Genomic DNA, 18860 nt, shown 5'->3' with positions numbered 1-18860 from the left:
CAAACTCAGATCGCTGTATTTAGATTTAACGACGTATCCACACTGCAAATGGAATTTGCTATGCCGACACGCCAACGCTCAAATGGCTTTAGTTTAATAGAAGTTTTAATCGCTCTTCTGATTACAGCCCTCGGCGTCATGGGCACCGTCGCCACTCATATCAATACCATTAAATTTAATCAGACATCTGATGTGCGCTCTCACGCCACTATGCTGGCGTATGAAATCGCTGACCGCATGCGGGCCAATCGCACGGCGGCATTATCGGGCCATTACGATATTGCCCTTAGCGCTAACGCACCCAACGGCACTCCCAGCACCATTGCTGAAACTGATCTACATGACTGGTTTAATGCGCTGACGTCCTATTTAAGCGAGGGCGATGGCAGCGTCGCCCGAAACGGCAACATTGTTACCATCATCGTACAGTGGGACGAAAGCCGTATTAGCAGTAGCAGGCAGGCCGACGCCAATGGCACCCACCTCCAGTCATTTGTGTTTACAACTGAGCTATGAGGGCAAGTCTATGACGCGACCTGCACAGGCCGGTTTCGGCATTGTTGAACTGATGATCGCCATGACCTTGGGGCTATTTTTAAGCGCCGCTGTCATTCAAGTCACCCTTGCCAGCCAGCGCAGTCAGCGCATCTTAGAAGCGGCAGGACAACTCCAAGAGAGTGGCCGTATTGCTATCAGTTTTCTTACCCGAGATCTCCGCATGGCGGGCTATATGGGCTGCCCAAACCTAGAGCGCATTCCCGTCAATATCATTGCCAAAAACCTGCCGAGCGACTTTAACTTCTCAGCTGCCGGTGTTTTGGTCGGGCAGGACAATGTCAGTGCCAGCAATGATTACGATGCGGTTGAAAACAGCGACGTCGTTATTATTCAACGCGCCGCCTCACCCGCCGTTAATTTAGTGGGCAACGTCGACCAAGATAATGCCAATATTCAAATTAGCGCCAACCCAGCAGGTATTGGTGCTAATGACCTCGTGTTTGTTACAGACTGCATCACCGCCGATCTTTTTAGAGCGACAAACGTATCCAACGGCAATGGCAATGGCAATGGCAATGGCAATGGCAATGGCAACAATAATAGTAAGGTGACCATCGCCCACGCGAGCAACAACAATACGCCAAATCGATTAAGCAAGATCTACAGCACCGATGCCGAAGTCATGGGCTTTCAATCACTGGCCTATTTTATTCGCGACACCAATCGCACCACAGCAGCGGGCAATCCCATTCACTCGCTATGGGTTCAGGCCCGCAGCCTCGGCAGCGGTGCGGCCCCGGCAGCCACCGAGCTTGTCGAAGGCGTTGAAAACATGCAAATCAGCTACGGTGAAGACACCAATGATGACCGCAATATTGATGTTTATCGCAGCGCCGCCGACGTGAGCAACTGGGCGGCCGTACTAAGTATTCGCATCGAATTACTCATGCACAGTCTCGATGACAATATCGTTGGCTCCTCCGGCGAGTTTGTGCAAAACAATCTGGAATTCAATGGCGCCGCCGTTGCCAGTGACCAACGCCTGCGGCAGGTATATCGCACCGCGGTCGCGATTCGCAATCGCCTGCCATGAGAGTCGCCGCTATGGGACAAAGGGACAAGCGCATGAACCAAATTAATCCCTCATCGCAACGGGGTGCCGCGCTGCTTATCAGCCTCGTTTTTATGCTGATTCTCACTATTATTTGCGCCAGCGCGCTGCAGTCCACCACCTTACAAGAGCGTATGGCCGGTAATGCAAGAGACACCAACTCCGCATTCCAAGCTGCTGAAGCCGCACTGCGCGAAGGCGAAAAAGTTTTGCAGGCCACGGCAGTTGGTCCCTTTAACGGCAGCAACGGTTTATACAAGCAATGCAGCGGTAACGGCGTTGAATGCACACCACCCGACTGGAATGATATTGCCTCCACCGGCTGGCGAACTGCCAGCGGTATAAGTGGAGTCTCCAGCGCACCGCAATTTTACCTTGAAGAACTTACACAGCTTGATGACCCCCTTGCTGCGCTCGACGCTGGCAAGCCCGTAAAAGTCATTACCAATTACCGCATCACCGCACGCGGTTTTGGCGTCAGTGACAGATCGATAGTGGTACTGCGCACAATTTATCGCCGCGAATAAAAAATGAGAATCAAACATGATCGCTAAAGCTGGCTTACGCTGTTTACTGCTTATTATTGCGCCAATACTGCTCACCGCTGTCTCACCTAAGGGCTTAGCTGCACTCAATATTGCAAACACCCCGCTATCGTTTGCCACTGGTGTAAGTCCGAATATCATCATGGCGATTGACGACTCGGGCAGTATGGACGCGGAACTCCTTATGCCCACCAACGATGGCGCGCTGTGGTGGCATACCGGGAGCAAGAGTTTTGTCGGCCGAGATAAGGACGATGTCATCACTGCTGGCGTGCTTAACTTTAATAAGGTAGGTGGCGCCAACGGCACCTGGAAGAAATACACTTATCTTTTTCCCAACGGTACCGGCAGCGGTAATCGCGTCTACGGCGACGCTGATAACGACCACTACGCCGTACCGCCAACCGCGCAATTTGCCTTTGCCCGCTCACCGGATTACAACAAAGCCTATTTTAATCCAGAGGACATTTACGTACCCTGGCCGAGTATTGGCAGTACTACTTTTAGCAATATTATCGCAACGAGCGCGCCCAGCGACCCAACGCAGGGCTCATCCAGGTTCGACCTTACGCAAAATATAAACAACAGCAATCACAATCATAAATTCAGATTTCAGCCGGGAATGCGTTTACCCAATGGCGATACCGCAACGAACTCCACCAACGAAACCCTGAGCTACTACCCCGCTACTTTTTATTTAACGGAACCGCTGCCCAGCCGCTTTGCTTACACCAGCGCGCCACTAAGCGGCTATGCTCCCGACGGCGCAACAGTGCTGTATGGTTACGAAATTAAATCGGCGAATTTTTCGTCAACCGCAAACTACAATGCCATGATGCAGAACTTCGCTAATTGGTTTTCCTATTACCGCAAACGCCATTTAGCAACCCGCGCCGGTGTGGCCTTGTCTTTTTTCGACGTAAATAATGCCCGAGTCGGCGAATTTACCATTAACAATCGCAACAACATCAGCATGAACGCATTAGCGGATAGCAACGACCGCATCAGCTTTTATGACACCATTTACTCCCGCGGTGGGAATAGCGGTGGCACGCCCAATCGCGAAGCACTTAATCACGCTGGCCAGCAATTTCAGCGTTCTAATAATGACGCTCCCATCACCCACGCCTGCCAAGCCAATGCCGCCATCCTCTTTACCGACGGCTACAGCAATGTAAGCAGCATTAGTGGCGTCGGCAATGAAGACGGCGGTAAAGGCGCGCCCTACCAAGATTCCGCGAGTTCTACCATGGCCGATATCGCCATGAAATATTACGACAATCACTTGCGCTCGGACCTCGCCACCGGCCAAGTGCCCGTGGCGGCGGCCTGTAACCGACAAAACCGGCCACCCGCTTTAGACTGCAAAACCAATTTACATATGCTCACTTATGCCGTCACCTTGGGTACCGGTGGCATTTTGTACGACCCAGATAATCCGGCAGACCCATATGCAAATCCGCCTAACTGGCACACCACATTTGAAAACCGCAGCCCAACCGCAATCGACGACCTGTGGCACGCCACAATTAATGGTCGTGGCGCGCTCCTTATTGCCAGTAAGCCAGTAGAAATTGCCACAAAATTAAAATCGGCAATCACCCGTATTCTCCAGTCAATTGGCTCGTCATCCGCTATTGCCAGCAACTCTACTCGTTTAGATTCCGACACCTTAATATTTCAAGCGCGCTATGACAGCCGCGACTGGTCCGGACAAATATTGGCCTATGAAGTCGCTAGCGATGGCGCCTTAGCCGACGTAAAGTGGGACAGTAACACCAGCAATGGCATTGCCTCTCACGCAAACCGCAATATTCTCACGTGGTCCGACAGTGCCGTTAATTTCACCTGGGCGAACCTTGGCACGGCTGAGAGATTAGCGCTTACGGTAGACCTGACGTCAGCTAACGCGTTGATAGAGGGGCCGCAACGAGTTAATTGGCTACGTGGCGACCGGAGCTTAGAAGGCACTAATCCCAACTATCGCATTCGCTCACAATTGCTTGGTGATATTGTCCACTCCAACCCTTATTTCCACTGGGACCAGAACTACGGATTTTCGCGTTTGTCCGGAGGGGAAGGCAGTAGTTACGCCGCCTATCTTTCGGCAAAAAAGGCCAAACCGGCGATGCTATTTGTTGGCGCCAACGACGGTATGCTACATGGCTTTAATGCCAATACCGGCGCCGAAGAATTTGCCTATATTCCCAAGCGCGCGTACAGCGCCTTATACACCTTGACCAAACCCGACTACGAGCACAAATACTTTGTAGACGGCTCCCCCCTTGTCATTGATGCCTATTGGGACGGTGCATGGCGTTCTGTATTGGTCGGTGCTAGCGGCGCCGGCGGCGGATCGGTCTTTGCTATTGACGTTAGCGACCCCGCCAATATCGACACCACCGATATTCTTTGGGATTTTCATACTGCGGCGGCCGCCACCAACAAACTGGGCTTCAGTATGAGTAATCCAGTACTCACTCGCCTCGCCACTGGCGACTGGGTAGCGATTTTTGGCAACGGCTATAATAGCGGCGACACCGTAAAATTGTTTGTGGTGAATCTTAAAACCGGCACCTTGATTAAAGCACTAGACACCAAAGTTCCTGGCGCCGACAACGGCCTCGGCGACATCTTGGCTGTAGACACCGACAGCGACCGCATTACCGACTATGTCTATGCTGGCGACCTCAGCGGAAATGTTTGGAAATTTGATCTACGCGCCACCAACAGCAGCCAGTGGGATTCCGCGTTTAAAACCGGCAGTAACCCAGCACCATTATTCGTTGCGAAAGATGTTGATGGTAGTAGGCAGGCCATCACGGCAGCCATGACATCTGGCCGCCACCCCGACGGCGGTATTATGATTTACTTCGGCACCGGCAAATATTTTGAACAGGGCGATTCAGTGGTCAGTAACTCGCCACAATTGCAAAGCTTTTACGGTATTCGAGACAACGGCAGCCGAATCAGCGCACGTAGCGATTTGCAGCTGCAAAGTATTATTTACGAGGCTACCCCCACACTGCGCGGCGGCACCGCCGAGTTTCCTGTGCGGGTAGTGTCGGACACTCCCGTAAACTACAGCGCTAAAAAAGGTTGGGTTCTCGACCTAAAAAACCCCAACGCTACCAATGGCGCTGGCGAGCGGGTCACCGATCAGGCCGTATTGCGCAATGGCCGCGTTATTTTCACCACGCTGATTCCGTCAGCAGACCCCTGCAACTTTGGTGGCACCAGCCACCTAATGGAAATCGACACCATCACTGGTGGTCGCCTCCCCAATACCGTGCTCGACATCAATGGCGACGGCTTAATCAATGACGATGATATGGTCAATATTAATGGAGCTTTCTTCCCACCGAGTGGCAAAAAATTTGACCAATTAATCACGCCTCCCGGCATTATTGGCGCCGGCGAAAAGGAATATAAATACACCTCGGGCTCCCGCGGAAGTATTGGTCTTACTCTCGAGCGCGGAACCGGCAAAGAATTGGGGCGGCAATCGTGGTGGCAGCTGCGATGAATCAAACACCAATTACCCGCTGCGCCGTATTCAATGTGCAAAAGCACACCTTCGGTTTTAGCTTAATAGAACTCTTAATTGTTATTGCCATAGTCGGCATATTAGCCAGCATTGCCTATCCGTCTTATCAAGAATCAGTCGCCAAAGCCCGTCGCAATGACGCCGCAGGAGCCTTACAAGAGGCAGCCCAAGCCCTAGAGCGCTATTACAGCGTCAACGGCCGCTATATTAATAGCAGCGGCAGCCTACCGGCGATATACCCGACTCGCGTTCCCAGCAATGGTGCAAGCTATTACACTATTGCCGTCACCGGCACGCCCTCCGCTAATACCTACACATTGAGAGCAAGCCGCACCGGGAGCATGGCGGGTGATCATTGCGGAAACTTTCAGATTAATCAGTCTGGAACGCTCACCTTAGACTCGGCCGCCTCTGCTTATACCGTCGCCAAGTGCTGGCGACGGTAAGCGTAAGGACTACACTACGCTGGTCTTGCCGCCGCAGGCCCAGCAATCGCCATCGCCTTAATATACGCCGGGCGCTGAGAAATTCGATCCACATAGGCTTTAACGTGTTCAAGGTCATCAATACCGCGACCGCCAAATAGCGGCAACGCCGTTAAATTAAACATCACCATAATATCGGCGCAGCTGAACTCTGGCCCAGCCAAGTAGGCCGACTCCGCCAGTCTGTCATTTAAATAATGGTAGTACGCATCTTCGCGGCGCTTGGTCATGGCTTTAATAATATCTACCGCGCCGCCACCCTCACCCATGCCCAGTTTGGTGAAAAACAGTTGCTGTAAATTATTATTGAATTGCATCCAGTACAGATAATCTGGGTAGCATTCATGGTCTGGGGTAATACTCAGTTTCCCTTGGCCGTAACGCTGGCTAATATACTCAACAATTGCCGCCGACTCCGCCATAACTCGCTCGCCATCGCGAATAATTGGCGAGGTACCTACTGGGTGTAATGCCCGATACTCTGGCGGCGCCAGCATATCTGCGCCGCGATCAAACCATTCTAATTTATAAGGTAGATTCAGCTCTTCCATCAGCCACACAATCCGATCCGATTGCGATGCACCGAGGTGGTAAATTGTGATCATTATAATTTTCCTTTCCGTTTAAATTGCATTTACTAATTTACGCGTAGAACCTACGTTAGCAGGCTAAATTCAGATCTGCATTATTTACTCACCGAATTTTTATTACGGCAATCAGCGGACATAAAAAAACCGCTGCAGCTTGCGCCACAGCGGTTCCCCTTTCCTGCCTTTTAGGCTTTTTATAATATCTTACAGTACTTCAAATAAACCCGCCGCGCCCATGCCGCCACCAATGCACATGGTAACAACCACGTATTTCACACCGCGACGCTTACCTTCTAACAAAGCGTGACCGACCATGCGCGCACCGCTCATACCGAAGGGATGGCCAATTGCGATAGCGCCGCCATTCACATTAAGTTTGTCATTGTCGATGCCCAGTTGGTCGCGGCAGTAGATTACCTGCGCCGCAAAAGCTTCGTTCAATTCCCACAAACCGATATCGCTGACTTTTAAACCCGCGCGCTTTAATAGCTTAGGTACAGCGAAGACTGGGCCAATGCCCATCTCGTCCGCCTTGCAACCGGCAACAGCCAAACCACGATATAAGCCTAAGGGCGCCAAACCTTGTTGTTCAGCTAATTTACGATCCATGACTACGCACGCTGAAGCGCCATCAGAGAGCTGTGAGGCATTACCAGCAGTGATAAAGCGACCTTGTTTTACCCATTGGCCGTCTTTCCATACCGGCTCCAATGCTGACAAGCTTTCAAGCGTGGTAGTAGGACGATTACACTCGTCCTTCTCCAACAGTACATCTTTGAATGTGGTCTCTTTAGTTTCTTTATTGAACACCGACATGCTGGCCTTAAAGGGCACGATTTCGTCAGCAAATAGGCCCGCTTGCTGCGCTGCCGCAACCCGCTGCTGGCTTTGCAGAGAGTACAGGTCCTGAGCTTCACGGCTAACGCCATAACGCTCAGCAACGATTTCAGCCGTCTCAATCATCGGGATGTAGGCTGTCGGGTCAATATCCAATACTGTCTGTGAAACATTGCGATGTGAATTTTTATGTTTAGTCTGAACAAGTGAAATAGATTCTAAACCGCCAGCAACGGCAATATCCATTTCATTACACATAATCGATTTTGCTGCCCAGGCGATTGACATTAAACCTGATGAGCACTGACGCTCTATAGCCATGCCCGGAACACTGTCTGGCAGACCGCCAGCAACAGCGCACAAGCGTCCGAGGTTATAAGCTTGAGTACCCTGCTGGGCAGCAGCGCCAAAGATCACATCTTCAACGGACGCCGGATCAATACCCGCGCGCTCAACCGCTGCGCGCACGGCATGGCCGCCCATAGCCGGTGCTTCGGTATTGTTTAAGGCGCCGCGAAATGATTTGCCCATACCCGTGCGGGCAGTTGAAACGATGACAGCTTCTCTCATGGTTTTTGTATCCTTTTTGAAATTTGATTTTGCGTTTTAATTCGCAATATTTAATCAGGCGCTGAATCGTCAGACGTCCGACGTCGGGCGTCTGACGAACATTACGCTCGCTGTGACGAGCAACTTACAATTTCGCCGGTCATATAACTGGAATAATCCGAGGCGAGGAACATCATAATATTGGCCACTTCCCATACTTCGGCGCCGCGACCATAGGCTTCGCGCGCTTCGAGTTCGGCCAACAATGCTTCCGGCGCTGATTTTTTAAGCATGGCGTGAACGGCCAAGGATGGCGCTACGGCATTTATCCGTACGCCGAAGTCAGCCGCTTCTAAGGCGGCGCAACGGGTAAGCGCCATTACACCCGCTTTAGCGGCAGCATAATGCGCCTGTTCTTTTTGGGCGCGCCAACCGAGTACAGAGGCGTTATTAACAATGACGCCCTCACCGCGGGTTTTCATGACCTTCATCATATAGCGGGTCATGCGCATAGTGCCATTGAGCGTAACGTCGATCACCTTGTTCCACTCGGGATCTTCCATTTCAATCAGCAGTTTGGTGGTCCCCAAACCCGCGTTATTAATCAGTACATCTACACCACCCAATAACTCTTCAGCGGTGTTAATCAGCGCTTGCACATCCTCTTCAACAGCAACGTTGCAGACTTTGCCGTAGACCTGCTCGCCGCCGGTTTCTGTTTTTAGCTTTTCTACCGAGGCATTCAATCGCCCCTCGTGGATATCAGAAATAACGATACCCCGGCAACCTTCCTCAATGGCTCGCTGCGCCGCCGAAAAACCAATACCGGCGCCCGCCGCTGCGGTAATGAGTACCGACTTACCTTTTAATAAGCCGTGGCCTTTTACGTATTCTGGGACTTTGATGTTCATTGTTAACTCCATTGCTCGTCGGAAGTCAGATGTCTGACGTCAAACGTTAAAATAAAATTTCACAGCTCTCACTTACCGTCAGACCTCCGACGCCAGACACCCGACTTAAACAGGCCTCAATTCCTTCGGCATTCCCAAACCCCGCTCGGCAATAATATTGCGCTGAATCTGATTGGTACCGCCGTAGATGGTGTCTGAGCGTGTAAACAGAAATAAGGACTGCAAACGATTTAACTCATACGGGGCGTTGACCATAATATCGGCTTCGGGGCCGAGTATATCCACGGCGAGTTCACCGAGGTCGCGGTGCCAAGTGGCCCAGTACAATTTATAAATCAGCGCTTCTTTTTGTAGGCTACCGTCGCTGCCGCCAGAGAGCATACGCAGGCTGTTATAGCGCATTATCTTTAGGCCAATATGGGCGTCGGCAATGCGTTGGCGGATTAGCGGATCTTTAGCCGCGCCATTGTCTTTGGCGAGTTTAACAACTTCATTCAATTCATTTTGAAAGGCCATTTGCTGGCCCAAGGTAGACACGCCGCGCTCAAAGCCCAGCAGGCCCATGGCCACTTTCCAACCGTCGCCAGGCTGGCCGACAATATCCTCGGCCGCGCACTCTGCATCATCAAAAAACACTTCGTTAAATTCGGAGGTGCCGGTAATTTGCTCAATTGGCCGCACGGTTACGCCAGGCTGATCCATTTTTATCAGGAAAAAACCCAAGCCTTTATGCGCTTTGGATTCAGGATCAGTACGGGCAATCACAAAGCAGTATTCAGACTCATGGGCCAATGAGGTCCAGACCTTCTGGCCATTGATTTGCCACTTGCCACTGGCTTCGTCGAAGCGCGCCTTGGTTTTAACATTGGCTAAATCTGAACCGGCGCTTGGCTCCGAGTATCCCTGGCACCAGAACTCAGTGCCGGACAAAATACCGGGCAAATATTTGCTTTTTTGTTCTTCGCTACCAAAGGCAATCAGCGTTGGCCCCGCTAAGCCCTCGCCGATATGACCCATACGGCCCGGCGCACCAGCCCGTGCGTATTCCTCAAAAAAGATGACCTGCTGTTCAATTGATAAACCGCGACCGCCGACTTCTTTTGGCCAGCCTACGCAAGTCCAGCCGCCTTCCGCTAGCTTGCGCTCCCACGCCTTACGCTCCTCAGGAAACATATGCTCATCACCCGGGCCGCCACGGAATTTTAGCTGGGCAAACTCACCAACTAAGTTGTCCGCTAACCAGCCCGCGATCTCGGCGCGGAATTGCTCGTCTTCAGGACTGAATTGTAATTTCATAATGTCATGCTCAAATTAGTTTACAACCGCATCGGACGTCGGGTGTCTGACGTCGGAAGATAAAGCACCGCTAATGGCTTTCCTCCGACATCCGACTTCAGACGTCCGACTAATCAAGTAGCATCTTCGCTACGCGCTCGCGGTGATAGCCACTACCACCAAGGAAGTGTTCACTCGCTTTGGCGCGCTTGAAGTAGAGGTGCACGTCGTATTCCCAGGTAAAGCCCACGCCACCGTGAATCTGTAGCGCTTCACCGGCATTTTTAAAATAGGCTTCTGAGCAGTGAGATTTAGCGATACTGGCGGCTTCGCTTAATTCATTGGCGAGGGGGCCGTCGTTCAGGGCTTCGTCGGCAATACACGCGGCGTAATAAACCGCCGAACGGGCAACTTCGCCGCGTAGCATCATATCGGCGGCCTTGTGTTTTATCGCTTGGAATCCCGCAATCGTGCGACCAAATTGGCTGCGGCTTTTACTGTATTCCACCGACATATCCAGCACTTCCTGCATGCCGCCGGCTTGTTCGGCGGCCAGAGCGATGGTGGCTAGATCTAATATTTTATTTAAATGCTTATCCGCCTTACCGACATCGCCCATGACAGTACTTTCGTCTAGGCGCAGATTGGTGACCGTAATAGTCGCCTGGCGGCGAGTTTGATCCATAGTGGGTAAAGCAGCACGTTCAATACCATTTAGATCCGTAGGACAGACAAAAAGGCTAATGCCATTTTCGCCAACACTGCCCTCGTCTCTTGCCGCAAATACCATAACGTCGGCGTTATCGCCATCTAGCACGTAACGGTAGTTGCCATTGAGAATAAAATCATTGCCGTCGCGGCGATAGGTCACCGATACCGCGCATGCATCCCAGTCGCGACTTGCCGAGTTAAACGCGAGACTGGCGATTTTGCCTTCGATTATTTGCGGTAAATACAGCGCTTTTTGCGCGTCTGTGCCCGCCACTAACAGGGCGTTAGTCGCCATAGCGACGCTTGACATATACGGCGCGCAAAGTAGGTAGCGACCCATTTGCTCCAGCACGGCCACGAGTTCAACATAGCCTAGCCCCATACCACCGTATTGCTCAGGGATATGCAGTGCCTGCCAATACATATCGGCACAAATGCTTTGCCACAGCGCGGGATCGAAACCTTTGTCACTGACCATCGCAGCGCGCACTGCCGCACTGGACGACGAGGCTTTTAAAAACGCCGCCGCCGTGTCGCGTATCATTTGCTGTTCTTCAGTAAATGCGAAATCCATACTGTCTCCGAAACACGACGGCGGCTTTCACGGCAGTGATGTAATAGCGCTTATCGCTCAAGCAATAAGCGCGATAGCATTACAAACGCAGCTGCAAACGCACAAAGGCGCCGTCTTCAAATTCAAATCTTTTGCCAATATCGGCATCAAAATCCATGCTGCCGTAACCAACTTGAATAGCCGAATTTTGGAACAAACTAAATTCGGCACTCACCGACCACTCGTCGTAACCTTCAATATCTCCGAAACTGGAGGCCTCTGGCGCGTAATATAAACCCGCCCGCAGGCGTACGATTTCGTTTAATGGCAGGCTCAAATCGCCGCCAAAGGCCACTGCACCACCGTTTATATCAGTGTCGTCGCCGTCCAAAGCAATTGCCTTTGCACCGACGCGGCCAGTAAGCGCACCGCGCTGACCGTTGGCGTATAAGCCCAGCGCAACCATGTCGGCATCGTCTTCATGGTGAAACCAATCCAGTTGCGCACTACTCTCTGGGCTCATATCACCGGCAAGCGATACGCCGAAGGTATCCGCGCCAAAACGAAACGCGACGCCGCCGGCCAGTGCCGAACTGCTCGCCGTTGCCAAGAGTAAAGCTGCAATAAAGGGGGCTTTCATGGTAGTGATTCTCCTGCTTATAAAGATCTAGGGATAAAATCAGCTACCATACACTTTCTGAGCCGGAACTGCCTGTTCTAGCAAGGTTTTTACTGCACCACCCACTTCACTGGGCGCCCAACGATCACCTTTATCCACCTCTGGGCCTTTGCGCCAACCGTCCGCTAGGGATATTTTCCCGCCCTCGGCTTCAAACACACAGCCAGTGACATGGGCTGACTCGCTACTACCCAACCAAACCAACAGCGAAGACACATTCTCTGGGGCAAAAAAATCAAAGCTACCGTCTTCGGGCTTGGCCATACGTGTGGCCATGGCTTCAACAGAGGTCGTCATATTAGTTCTTGCCGCTGGCGCAACCGCATTGGCGGTAATTCCGTAACGGGCTAACTCCACGCCCTGATTCAAGGTCAGCGCGGCAATGCCCGCCTTCGCTGCAGCGTAATTCGACTGGCCAACGGAACCTTGCAGGCCAGCGCCGGAGGTCGTATTGATAATACGGGCGTCGACCGCCACGCCTTCTTTCGACTTACCGCGCCAGTAGTGCACTGCGTGAGAAGTAATACAGAAGTGACCTTTCAAGTGCACCGCCATAATGGTGTCCCACTCCGCTTCCGTCATTGACGCAAACATACGGTCGCGATTCACACCGGCGTTATTCAAGACAATATGCAGATCACCGTAGGTATCAATGGCCTGCTTTACTGCATTGAGACTGTCATCGTAATTCGTAATATCAGAGGTATTCACCACCGCCTTACCACCGGCCGCAACAATTTCCTCAACAACCTTTTGCGCAGCCGCTTCATTGATGTCATTCACAATAACCGAGGCGCCCTCGGCGGCAAAAACTTTGGCATGTGCCGCACCAAGGCCGCCACCTGCACCGGTGATAATCACCACTCTGTTGTCACAAATACCCATAATTCCGAATCCTTAAAGTTATTGCTGGGTCTGGTGTCGGGAGTCTGACGCCAGACGCTAAACTTATTCGTCCGACATCCGACTGCTGACGTCCGACTAAAGCCTTTCTATTATTGTTACATTCGCCTGACCGCCGCCTTCGCACATGGTCTGCAAGCCGTAGCGGCCGCCGGTGCGCTCGAGCTCGTGCAGCAGCGTGGTCATAAGTTTGGTGCCGGTGGCACCCAAGGGATGACCTAAGGCAATGGCGCCGCCGTTAACATTGGTTTTAGCGTGGTCGTAACCTGTCTCTTTTAACCACGCCATTGAGACCGACGCGAAAGCTTCATTGATTTCGACAAGGTCAATATCTTGCATCGACATGCCGGCTTTCTTTAAGGCGTAAGCGGTAGCCGCAATCGGTGCGGTGAGCATCCAAATCGGGTCGTCGGCACGCACACTGATGTGATGAATACGAGCGCGTGGGGTTAAGTTATAGCGCTTTAACGCGTCCTCGCTGACCAATAACATTGCACTAGACGCATCACAGGTCTGGCTCGATACGGCGGCGGTCACTTTGTCGCAACCGAACAGGAAATCCAGTTCAGCCATTTTCTCTAGACTTGAATTACGCGGCGTCTCATCCATTTTGACGTCGCCAAAGGGAATGATCTCACGATCAAAACGGCCTTCAGCAATGGCGCGCAAGGCCCGCTGGTGAGACTCAAAGGAATACTCTTCAAGATCCCGACGGGAGAAGCCCCATTTCTCAGCAATCATTTGCGCTGATTTAAACTGGGTTGGTGGCTCTGCGCCATAACGCGCTACCCAGCCAGTTGAACCGGAGAAGGGATCGCTAAAACCCATTGGGATCGCCGCGGTCATTGCCGAAGAGATCGGAATCTGGGTCATGGTCTGTACGCCACCCGCGACCACCACGTCCATGGTGCCGGACATAATGGCCTGCGCCGCAAAATGCACAGACTGCTGCGAGGAACCGCACTGGCGATCAATCGTGGTGCCCGGCACCTCGTCAGACAAGCCTGCGGCCAACCATGCACTGCGCGCAATATCACCAGCCAATGGACCAATGGCGTCGACACAACCAAAGATCACATCGTCATATTCATTGTCGGGAATGCCATTGCGCTCAACGATCGCTTTTAAAACGTGAGCACCCAAATCGGCGCCGTGCACATGGGCAAGGCCACCTTTACGGCGTCCAGTGGGACTGCGTACTGCATCAACGATATAGGCTTCAGCCATGATGGTTCCTCTTTGTTAGTCGGACGTCGGACGTCGGAGGTCTGATGTCTGACGTGTAATTACCAGTTTATTTAGGGCTCGACGTGCGCCCGACGTCAGACGCCAGACACCCGACCAAGCAACTCACGCTGCAAAGGTATTCCCCGCACCCAACAGCGCATCATCACTAAACACATACGCCGCTAAACGCTGTTTATGAAATCCCGCAGTGCCGTAGCTACTGTTTAGTGCCCAGGCGCGTTTCATAAAAATATGCAGATCCATTTCCCAGGTGTAACCCATGGCGCCGTGCACTTGAATGCTGTTTTTAGCGGCTAAATCGGCGACTTCGCAGGCAACAATTTTGGCGTGGCTAACATTTCGCTCGGCACTACTAAGGCCATTAGCCAGTGCATAAGCGGCGCGGTAAACCGGGGTTTTGGCGTATTCAAGCTTATATGCGACATTAGCCATGTGGTGTTTTACAGCTTGGAAGGTACCGATCGCCACACCGAACTGTTTGCGCTCAGACGTATACTGTACGGAGATATCAATCATACGCTGGGTTGCACCAAGTGCCTGCGCCGCAGCAGCGAGGGCGCCGCGATTGAGCGCGCCAGCAATAATATTCTGAGCGAATTCGCCGCCAGCGAGTTTGGTCGCGACAGACTGATCAAACTCGACCGAAAACAATTTACGGCCAAGATCAATCGACTCGTTATAGCGAAGCGTCGCCTGATCCTGCGTCACGGCATACACGGCATCGCCGCTTTCCAGAATCATTAAGTCCGCGATATGCGCATCTTCCACTAGGCCATTGATGGCCAAGCCCACCACTACCTTGGCTTCACCGGCTGCAATTTTTGGCAGCCACTGCGCCGAAAATTCACTGTTATCTAATTGCAAAATCGTCGGCACTGCGACCAGCGCGCTGTGCACCAATGGCTCCGACAAAGCGACATAACCCGCTTCTTGCGCCAGCAGCACAAAATCTAACTCGTTCATGCCCAAGCCACCAAACGCCTCTGGCACAGTAATCCCCGTTAAACCAAGTTCAACAAACTGCTGCCAAAGGCCGTCACTACGACCGGTATCCGTCTGCCAAGCGGCGCGAATTGTTTCTGGCGTCACTTCATTCATCAGAAAATCTTTTACCGATTCCTGAAATAACAACTGGTCTTCGCTAAATGTAAAATCCATTCCGTCACCTATTCTATTTACTTTCGCTCTTCACCAATTACCAAACCAAGCAGCGCAGATTTTTGTGCGCTGGCAAGGCAAAAATACGCGCAGGACGAGAGCGTATATTTAATACGTGACCAACCGAGCATATTTTTAACGCAGCCAGCGTGCAAAAAGATCGCTGCGTTACTTCCGCGGCATTCCCAGCAATCTTTCGGCAATAATATTCCGCTGAATCTCGTTGGTACCTGCGTATATCGGCCCCGACTGCGCAAACAACCAACCGTCTAACCAACTACCCACATCACCGGCATCTGGCGCATGGGGCAGCAGTTCAGCGCGAGCACCTAATATTTTCAAACCCAAGCCATGCATCTGTTGATCTAGCTCAGACCAAAATATTTTATTGGTCGATGCCTCTGCGCCAATTTTGCCGCCCTGTATTAAGCGACAAGCGGTTTGATAGGTCGTTAAAGCGTAGGCTTCGGCATCCATATAAGCGCGTAAAACCGCATCGCGCACGGCGGGGTCCTGATCAGCAGATTCCTGATTGGCTTTGTATAAATTCACTAGACGCTTAGCGGTTTCTTGGAAACGCGCTGGCGAACGCAGCATTAAGCCGCGTTCAAATCCGGCGGTGGCCATCGCCACATTCCATCCCTCGCCTTCACCACCTAAGCGGCAGTCGACGGGTACTTTGACGTTGTCAAAAAAGATTTCGGCAAACCCCGGCAAGCCATCTAATTGGGGTATTGGCCGCACGGTGATGCCTTCGGTTTCCAGCGGCACCAGAATAAAGGTCAGGCCTTTATGGCGCTCTGAGGCTGGATCAGTACGGAACATACCAAAGCACCAATCCGCCCACACCGCGCGGGTAGACCAGGTTTTTTGGCCGTTAATAATGTAATGGCTACCGTCTTCGCTTAATGTCGCCATAGAGCGAATCGCTGCCATATCGGAACCGGCATTGGGCTCAGACCAGCCCTGACACCAGATATCTTTACCGGTCGCCATGCCATTTAGAAATCGCTTTTTCTGCTCCTCAGTGCCGTATTCCATTAAGGTGGGGCCAAGCAGAAATATACCGTTTTGGTTTACCCGCAGCGGTGCGCGCGCAGCGTAATACTCTTCTTCAAAGATCAACCACTGTAATAAATCGGCGCCGCGGCCACCCATTTCTTCGGGCCAGGTAATCATGCCCCAGCGACCTTCGTAGAGCTTGGCCTCCCACTCGCGGTGCTGCTGAAAACCAAGCTCGGTGTCGAAGCTCTGTAGCGGCTCTGTAGGCACGTTAGCCGCCAGCCACGCGCGGACCTCTTTGCGGAAGGCGTTTTGTTGTTCGGTGTATTCGAGTTGCATGTTGATTTCCAAAATTTCTGAGTATCGCGCGGTTTTGTCGGACGTCAGACGTCTGACGCGCCCGTCAAAACTTTGCGTCGCGTTTCTCTACAAACGCATCTTTAGCTTCTTGGGAGTCTGGATCTGCATAAGCTTCTTGCGTAAAGCCTTGCTCCCAGCGGTATTTATCTTCCAAATTGCCGTCTTCGATACCGTTCAGTGCTTCTTTGGCCAGCTGCACCATGCGCGGTGATTTAGCCGCAATTTTGCGGGCAATATCTCTGGCCGTATCGAGCAGCCGGTCGCGGGGTACGACTTTTTCAACAGCACCTAAACGATAAGCCTCTTGGGCATCGATAGGCTCGCCGGTGAAGTACATATAGCGAACTTTTTGTACTGGGAACATGCGCTGTAAGTGCGCACCGCCCCCCATGGCGCCGCGATCTACTTCAGGCACGGCAAAGGTCGCGCACTCGGAGGCGACGAGGACATCTGCGGCGCCGCTAATACCAATACCGCCACCCAAAACAAAGCCATGAACCGCTACAACTACCGGCTTAGGGTTGCGGTGAATCGCTTTAAAAGTGTCGTAATTACCTTTGTTCACCTTGGTAATCATGGCGCTATTGGCAGCCAGTTCTTTAATATCGACGCCAGCGCAAAAACCACGGCCTTCAGCGGCAATAATAATGGCGCGCACGTCAGGGTTTTCACCCAAAGCATTTAGCTCAGCGGCGATTGCCAACCAACCGGCACTGTTAAACGCATTTACAGGTGGATGATTAAAAATAACTTCGGCAATCCCGCTATCAATACGGGTAGAAAATGGCAGACTCATTGGCTTGTCCCCTGCGTACACAGACGCTGTAATTGGGCCTCGGCTTCTGCCACTAGGCCGCTAATTAATTCTTCACAACTCAGAATTTGGTCAATAACGCCAGCAACCTGACCAGACGGCAAAACCCCGTCATCAGGCCGTCCATCAACCATGGCCTTTTGGATAATCATTGGTGCGTTGGCCGACATAATGGCTTGCGCTGGCGTAAGGTCACCGTCTTTACTCATTGCCAGCGCTGATTTCAGCAAGCCGAAAATACTGGCGCCGGTGAATTTACGAAATGCCAAACCATTGCGCAGTGCGATCACTAATTTTTTGAGGTTGCCAGCGCGCTCTAACTCACCTAAAAACCGGTTGAGAATCATGCGCTGCTGAATACCGTCGAGCGCTTGAGAAACGATAATTTCTGCTGGGTTTTTGCAATCGAGATAGCGCTGCTTGGTCGCATCCGGAACCGGACTTTCTTTGGTCAATAAAAAGCGGGTGCCCATGGCAATGCCATCGGCCCCGAAAGCCATAGCCGCAACTAAGCCGCGACCATCTTTAAATCCGCCCGCGCCGAGCACCGGCACTTGTGCGCCCACCGCATCGACCACTTGCGGCAATAATAATGTTGTGGGTACTGAGCCGGTGTGACCACCACCCTCTCCGCCCTGAACCGTGACCGCATCTGCGCCCATTTCCACGGCTTTAATCGCGTGTTTAGGCAAACCGACGGTTGGCATGCACACCACACCGGCATCTTTTAATTTTGCAACCATGTCCTTACCCGGCGAGCGCGAGTAACTCACTGCCTTAACCTTGTGTTTAATCACAAGGTCGACAATCTCCGCCGCGTTCGGCTGATACATATGAAAGTTCACCCCAAAGTTCGCGTCGGTAAGCGACTTCACCTTTAGGATATCTGCCTCCATTTGCGCAGGCGGGATAGTCGCGCCAGCCAGAAACCCGAAGCCACCGGCATTGCCAGTACCGGCCACCAGATTAGGATCTGCCACCCAGCCCATCGCTGTTTGAATAACGGGGTAGCGACAGCCGAGGAGTCCGGTGATGCGGGTGTTAAGTAAATTTGACATAGTGTATTCAGCCTAAGGTGATAAGG

17 protein-coding genes are annotated in these 18860 nt (G+C 52.1%); 5 read left to right on the top strand and 12 right to left on the bottom strand.

Annotation, left to right across the window (positions count from 1 at the left end; translation table 11 throughout):
* Window positions 1-60 precede the first annotated feature (60 nt).
* Genes pilV through HNQ57_RS05790 form a run of 5 tightly spaced genes read left to right on the top strand, consistent with a single transcriptional unit; the run spans window position 61 to window position 6147 of the window.
* Entirely contained in the window at window positions 61-516 is a 456-nt protein-coding gene (gene pilV, locus HNQ57_RS05810; RefSeq protein ID WP_184461662.1) for a type IV pilus modification protein PilV, read from the top strand.
* Between the two features lie 10 nt (window positions 517-526).
* Window positions 527-1591, top strand: coding sequence for a PilW family protein (locus HNQ57_RS05805; RefSeq protein ID WP_184461940.1), 1065 nt, complete (start codon window positions 527-529; stop codon window positions 1589-1591).
* 32 nt (window positions 1592-1623) lie between these two features.
* Window positions 1624-2136: a pilus assembly PilX family protein gene (locus HNQ57_RS05800; RefSeq protein WP_184461661.1), complete on the top strand. Its 513-nt coding sequence runs from the start codon at window positions 1624-1626 to the stop codon at window positions 2134-2136.
* Window positions 2137-2152: 16 nt separating this feature from the next.
* A complete protein-coding gene (locus HNQ57_RS05795) occupies window positions 2153-5680 on the top strand; it encodes a pilus assembly protein (RefSeq protein WP_184461660.1) in 3528 nt (1175 codons plus the stop codon).
* Window positions 5677-6147 (top strand): type IV pilin protein, encoded by a 471-nt coding sequence (locus HNQ57_RS05790; protein WP_184461659.1) that lies wholly within the window; start codon window positions 5677-5679, stop codon window positions 6145-6147. The genes HNQ57_RS05795 and HNQ57_RS05790 overlap by 4 nt, the downstream gene beginning before the upstream one ends.
* 14 nt (window positions 6148-6161) lie before the next feature.
* Here the strand turns inward: HNQ57_RS05790 and HNQ57_RS05785 are convergent, their stop codons facing one another.
* The 12 genes from HNQ57_RS05785 to HNQ57_RS05730 form a co-directional block, all read right to left on the bottom strand.
* Window positions 6162-6791 (bottom strand): glutathione S-transferase family protein, encoded by a 630-nt coding sequence (locus HNQ57_RS05785; RefSeq protein ID WP_184461658.1) that lies wholly within the window; start codon window positions 6789-6791, stop codon window positions 6162-6164.
* Window positions 6792-6980: 189 nt separating this feature from the next.
* A complete protein-coding gene (locus HNQ57_RS05780) occupies window positions 6981-8183 on the bottom strand; it encodes an acetyl-CoA C-acyltransferase (protein WP_184461657.1) in 1203 nt (400 codons plus the stop codon).
* Between the two features lie 101 nt (window positions 8184-8284).
* The gene (locus tag HNQ57_RS05775; protein WP_184461656.1) at window positions 8285-9073 is read right to left on the bottom strand and encodes an SDR family oxidoreductase; all 789 of its coding nucleotides are present in this window, start codon (window positions 9071-9073) and stop codon (window positions 8285-8287) included.
* A 105-nt stretch (window positions 9074-9178) separates the two neighbouring features.
* The gene (locus tag HNQ57_RS05770) at window positions 9179-10369 is read right to left on the bottom strand and encodes an acyl-CoA dehydrogenase family protein (protein ID WP_184461655.1); all 1191 of its coding nucleotides are present in this window, start codon (window positions 10367-10369) and stop codon (window positions 9179-9181) included.
* 109 nt (window positions 10370-10478) lie between these two features.
* Window positions 10479-11633, bottom strand: a complete 1155-nt coding sequence (locus HNQ57_RS05765) for an acyl-CoA dehydrogenase family protein (RefSeq protein ID WP_184461654.1) — start codon at window positions 11631-11633, stop codon at window positions 10479-10481.
* Window positions 11634-11712: 79 nt separating this feature from the next.
* Window positions 11713-12252 (bottom strand): YfaZ family outer membrane protein, encoded by a 540-nt coding sequence (locus tag HNQ57_RS05760; RefSeq protein WP_008246540.1) that lies wholly within the window; start codon window positions 12250-12252, stop codon window positions 11713-11715.
* 39 nt (window positions 12253-12291) lie between these two features.
* On the bottom strand, window positions 12292-13176 hold the full coding sequence (locus HNQ57_RS05755) for an SDR family oxidoreductase (RefSeq protein WP_184461653.1): 885 nt from the start codon (window positions 13174-13176) through the stop codon (window positions 12292-12294).
* A 96-nt stretch (window positions 13177-13272) separates the two neighbouring features.
* Window positions 13273-14421 carry an acetyl-CoA C-acetyltransferase gene (locus tag HNQ57_RS05750; RefSeq protein ID WP_008246536.1) on the bottom strand — a complete coding sequence of 383 codons (1149 nt, stop codon included), beginning with the start codon at window positions 14419-14421 and terminating at the stop codon, window positions 13273-13275.
* Window positions 14422-14544: 123 nt separating this feature from the next.
* The gene (locus HNQ57_RS05745) at window positions 14545-15600 is read right to left on the bottom strand and encodes an acyl-CoA dehydrogenase family protein (RefSeq protein ID WP_184461652.1); all 1056 of its coding nucleotides are present in this window, start codon (window positions 15598-15600) and stop codon (window positions 14545-14547) included.
* Window positions 15601-15768: 168 nt separating this feature from the next.
* On the bottom strand, window positions 15769-16941 hold the full coding sequence (locus HNQ57_RS05740) for an acyl-CoA dehydrogenase family protein (RefSeq protein WP_184461651.1): 1173 nt from the start codon (window positions 16939-16941) through the stop codon (window positions 15769-15771).
* A 64-nt stretch (window positions 16942-17005) separates the two neighbouring features.
* Window positions 17006-17758 (bottom strand): enoyl-CoA hydratase family protein, encoded by a 753-nt coding sequence (locus HNQ57_RS05735; protein ID WP_184461650.1) that lies wholly within the window; start codon window positions 17756-17758, stop codon window positions 17006-17008.
* Window positions 17755-18834, bottom strand: a complete 1080-nt coding sequence (locus HNQ57_RS05730) for an NAD(P)H-dependent flavin oxidoreductase (RefSeq protein WP_184461649.1) — start codon at window positions 18832-18834, stop codon at window positions 17755-17757. Before HNQ57_RS05730 ends, HNQ57_RS05735 begins: the two co-directional genes overlap by 4 nt.
* Window positions 18835-18860: the final 26 nt, after the last annotated feature.

Source organism: Zhongshania antarctica (assembly GCF_014202945.1).
Taxonomy (GTDB): domain Bacteria; phylum Pseudomonadota; class Gammaproteobacteria; order Pseudomonadales; family Spongiibacteraceae; genus Spongiibacter; species Spongiibacter antarcticus.
The sequence above is the reverse complement of the archived record's forward strand: the minus strand, read 5'-3'. Positions and strand labels throughout refer to the sequence as shown.

Coding starts and splice junctions, on each gene's coding strand:
- pilV (WP_184461662.1), top strand. CDS start 61: ATGCCGACACGCCAACGCTCAAATGGCTTTAGTTTAATAGAAGTTTTA.
- HNQ57_RS05805 (WP_184461940.1), top strand. CDS start 527: ATGACGCGACCTGCACAGGCCGGTTTCGGCATTGTTGAACTGATGATC.
- HNQ57_RS05800 (WP_184461661.1), top strand. CDS start 1,624: ATGAACCAAATTAATCCCTCATCGCAACGGGGTGCCGCGCTGCTTATC.
- HNQ57_RS05795 (WP_184461660.1), top strand. CDS start 2,153: ATGATCGCTAAAGCTGGCTTACGCTGTTTACTGCTTATTATTGCGCCA.
- HNQ57_RS05790 (WP_184461659.1), top strand. CDS start 5,677: ATGAATCAAACACCAATTACCCGCTGCGCCGTATTCAATGTGCAAAAG.
- HNQ57_RS05785 (WP_184461658.1), bottom strand. CDS start 6,791: ATGATCACAATTTACCACCTCGGTGCATCGCAATCGGATCGGATTGTG.
- HNQ57_RS05780 (WP_184461657.1), bottom strand. CDS start 8,183: ATGAGAGAAGCTGTCATCGTTTCAACTGCCCGCACGGGTATGGGCAAA.
- HNQ57_RS05775 (WP_184461656.1), bottom strand. CDS start 9,073: ATGAACATCAAAGTCCCAGAATACGTAAAAGGCCACGGCTTATTAAAA.
- HNQ57_RS05770 (WP_184461655.1), bottom strand. CDS start 10,369: ATGAAATTACAATTCAGTCCTGAAGACGAGCAATTCCGCGCCGAGATC.
- HNQ57_RS05765 (WP_184461654.1), bottom strand. CDS start 11,633: ATGGATTTCGCATTTACTGAAGAACAGCAAATGATACGCGACACGGCG.
- HNQ57_RS05760 (WP_008246540.1), bottom strand. CDS start 12,252: ATGAAAGCCCCCTTTATTGCAGCTTTACTCTTGGCAACGGCGAGCAGT.
- HNQ57_RS05755 (WP_184461653.1), bottom strand. CDS start 13,176: ATGGGTATTTGTGACAACAGAGTGGTGATTATCACCGGTGCAGGTGGC.
- HNQ57_RS05750 (WP_008246536.1), bottom strand. CDS start 14,421: ATGGCTGAAGCCTATATCGTTGATGCAGTACGCAGTCCCACTGGACGC.
- HNQ57_RS05745 (WP_184461652.1), bottom strand. CDS start 15,600: ATGGATTTTACATTTAGCGAAGACCAGTTGTTATTTCAGGAATCGGTA.
- HNQ57_RS05740 (WP_184461651.1), bottom strand. CDS start 16,941: ATGCAACTCGAATACACCGAACAACAAAACGCCTTCCGCAAAGAGGTC.
- HNQ57_RS05735 (WP_184461650.1), bottom strand. CDS start 17,758: ATGAGTCTGCCATTTTCTACCCGTATTGATAGCGGGATTGCCGAAGTT.
- HNQ57_RS05730 (WP_184461649.1), bottom strand. CDS start 18,834: ATGTCAAATTTACTTAACACCCGCATCACCGGACTCCTCGGCTGTCGC.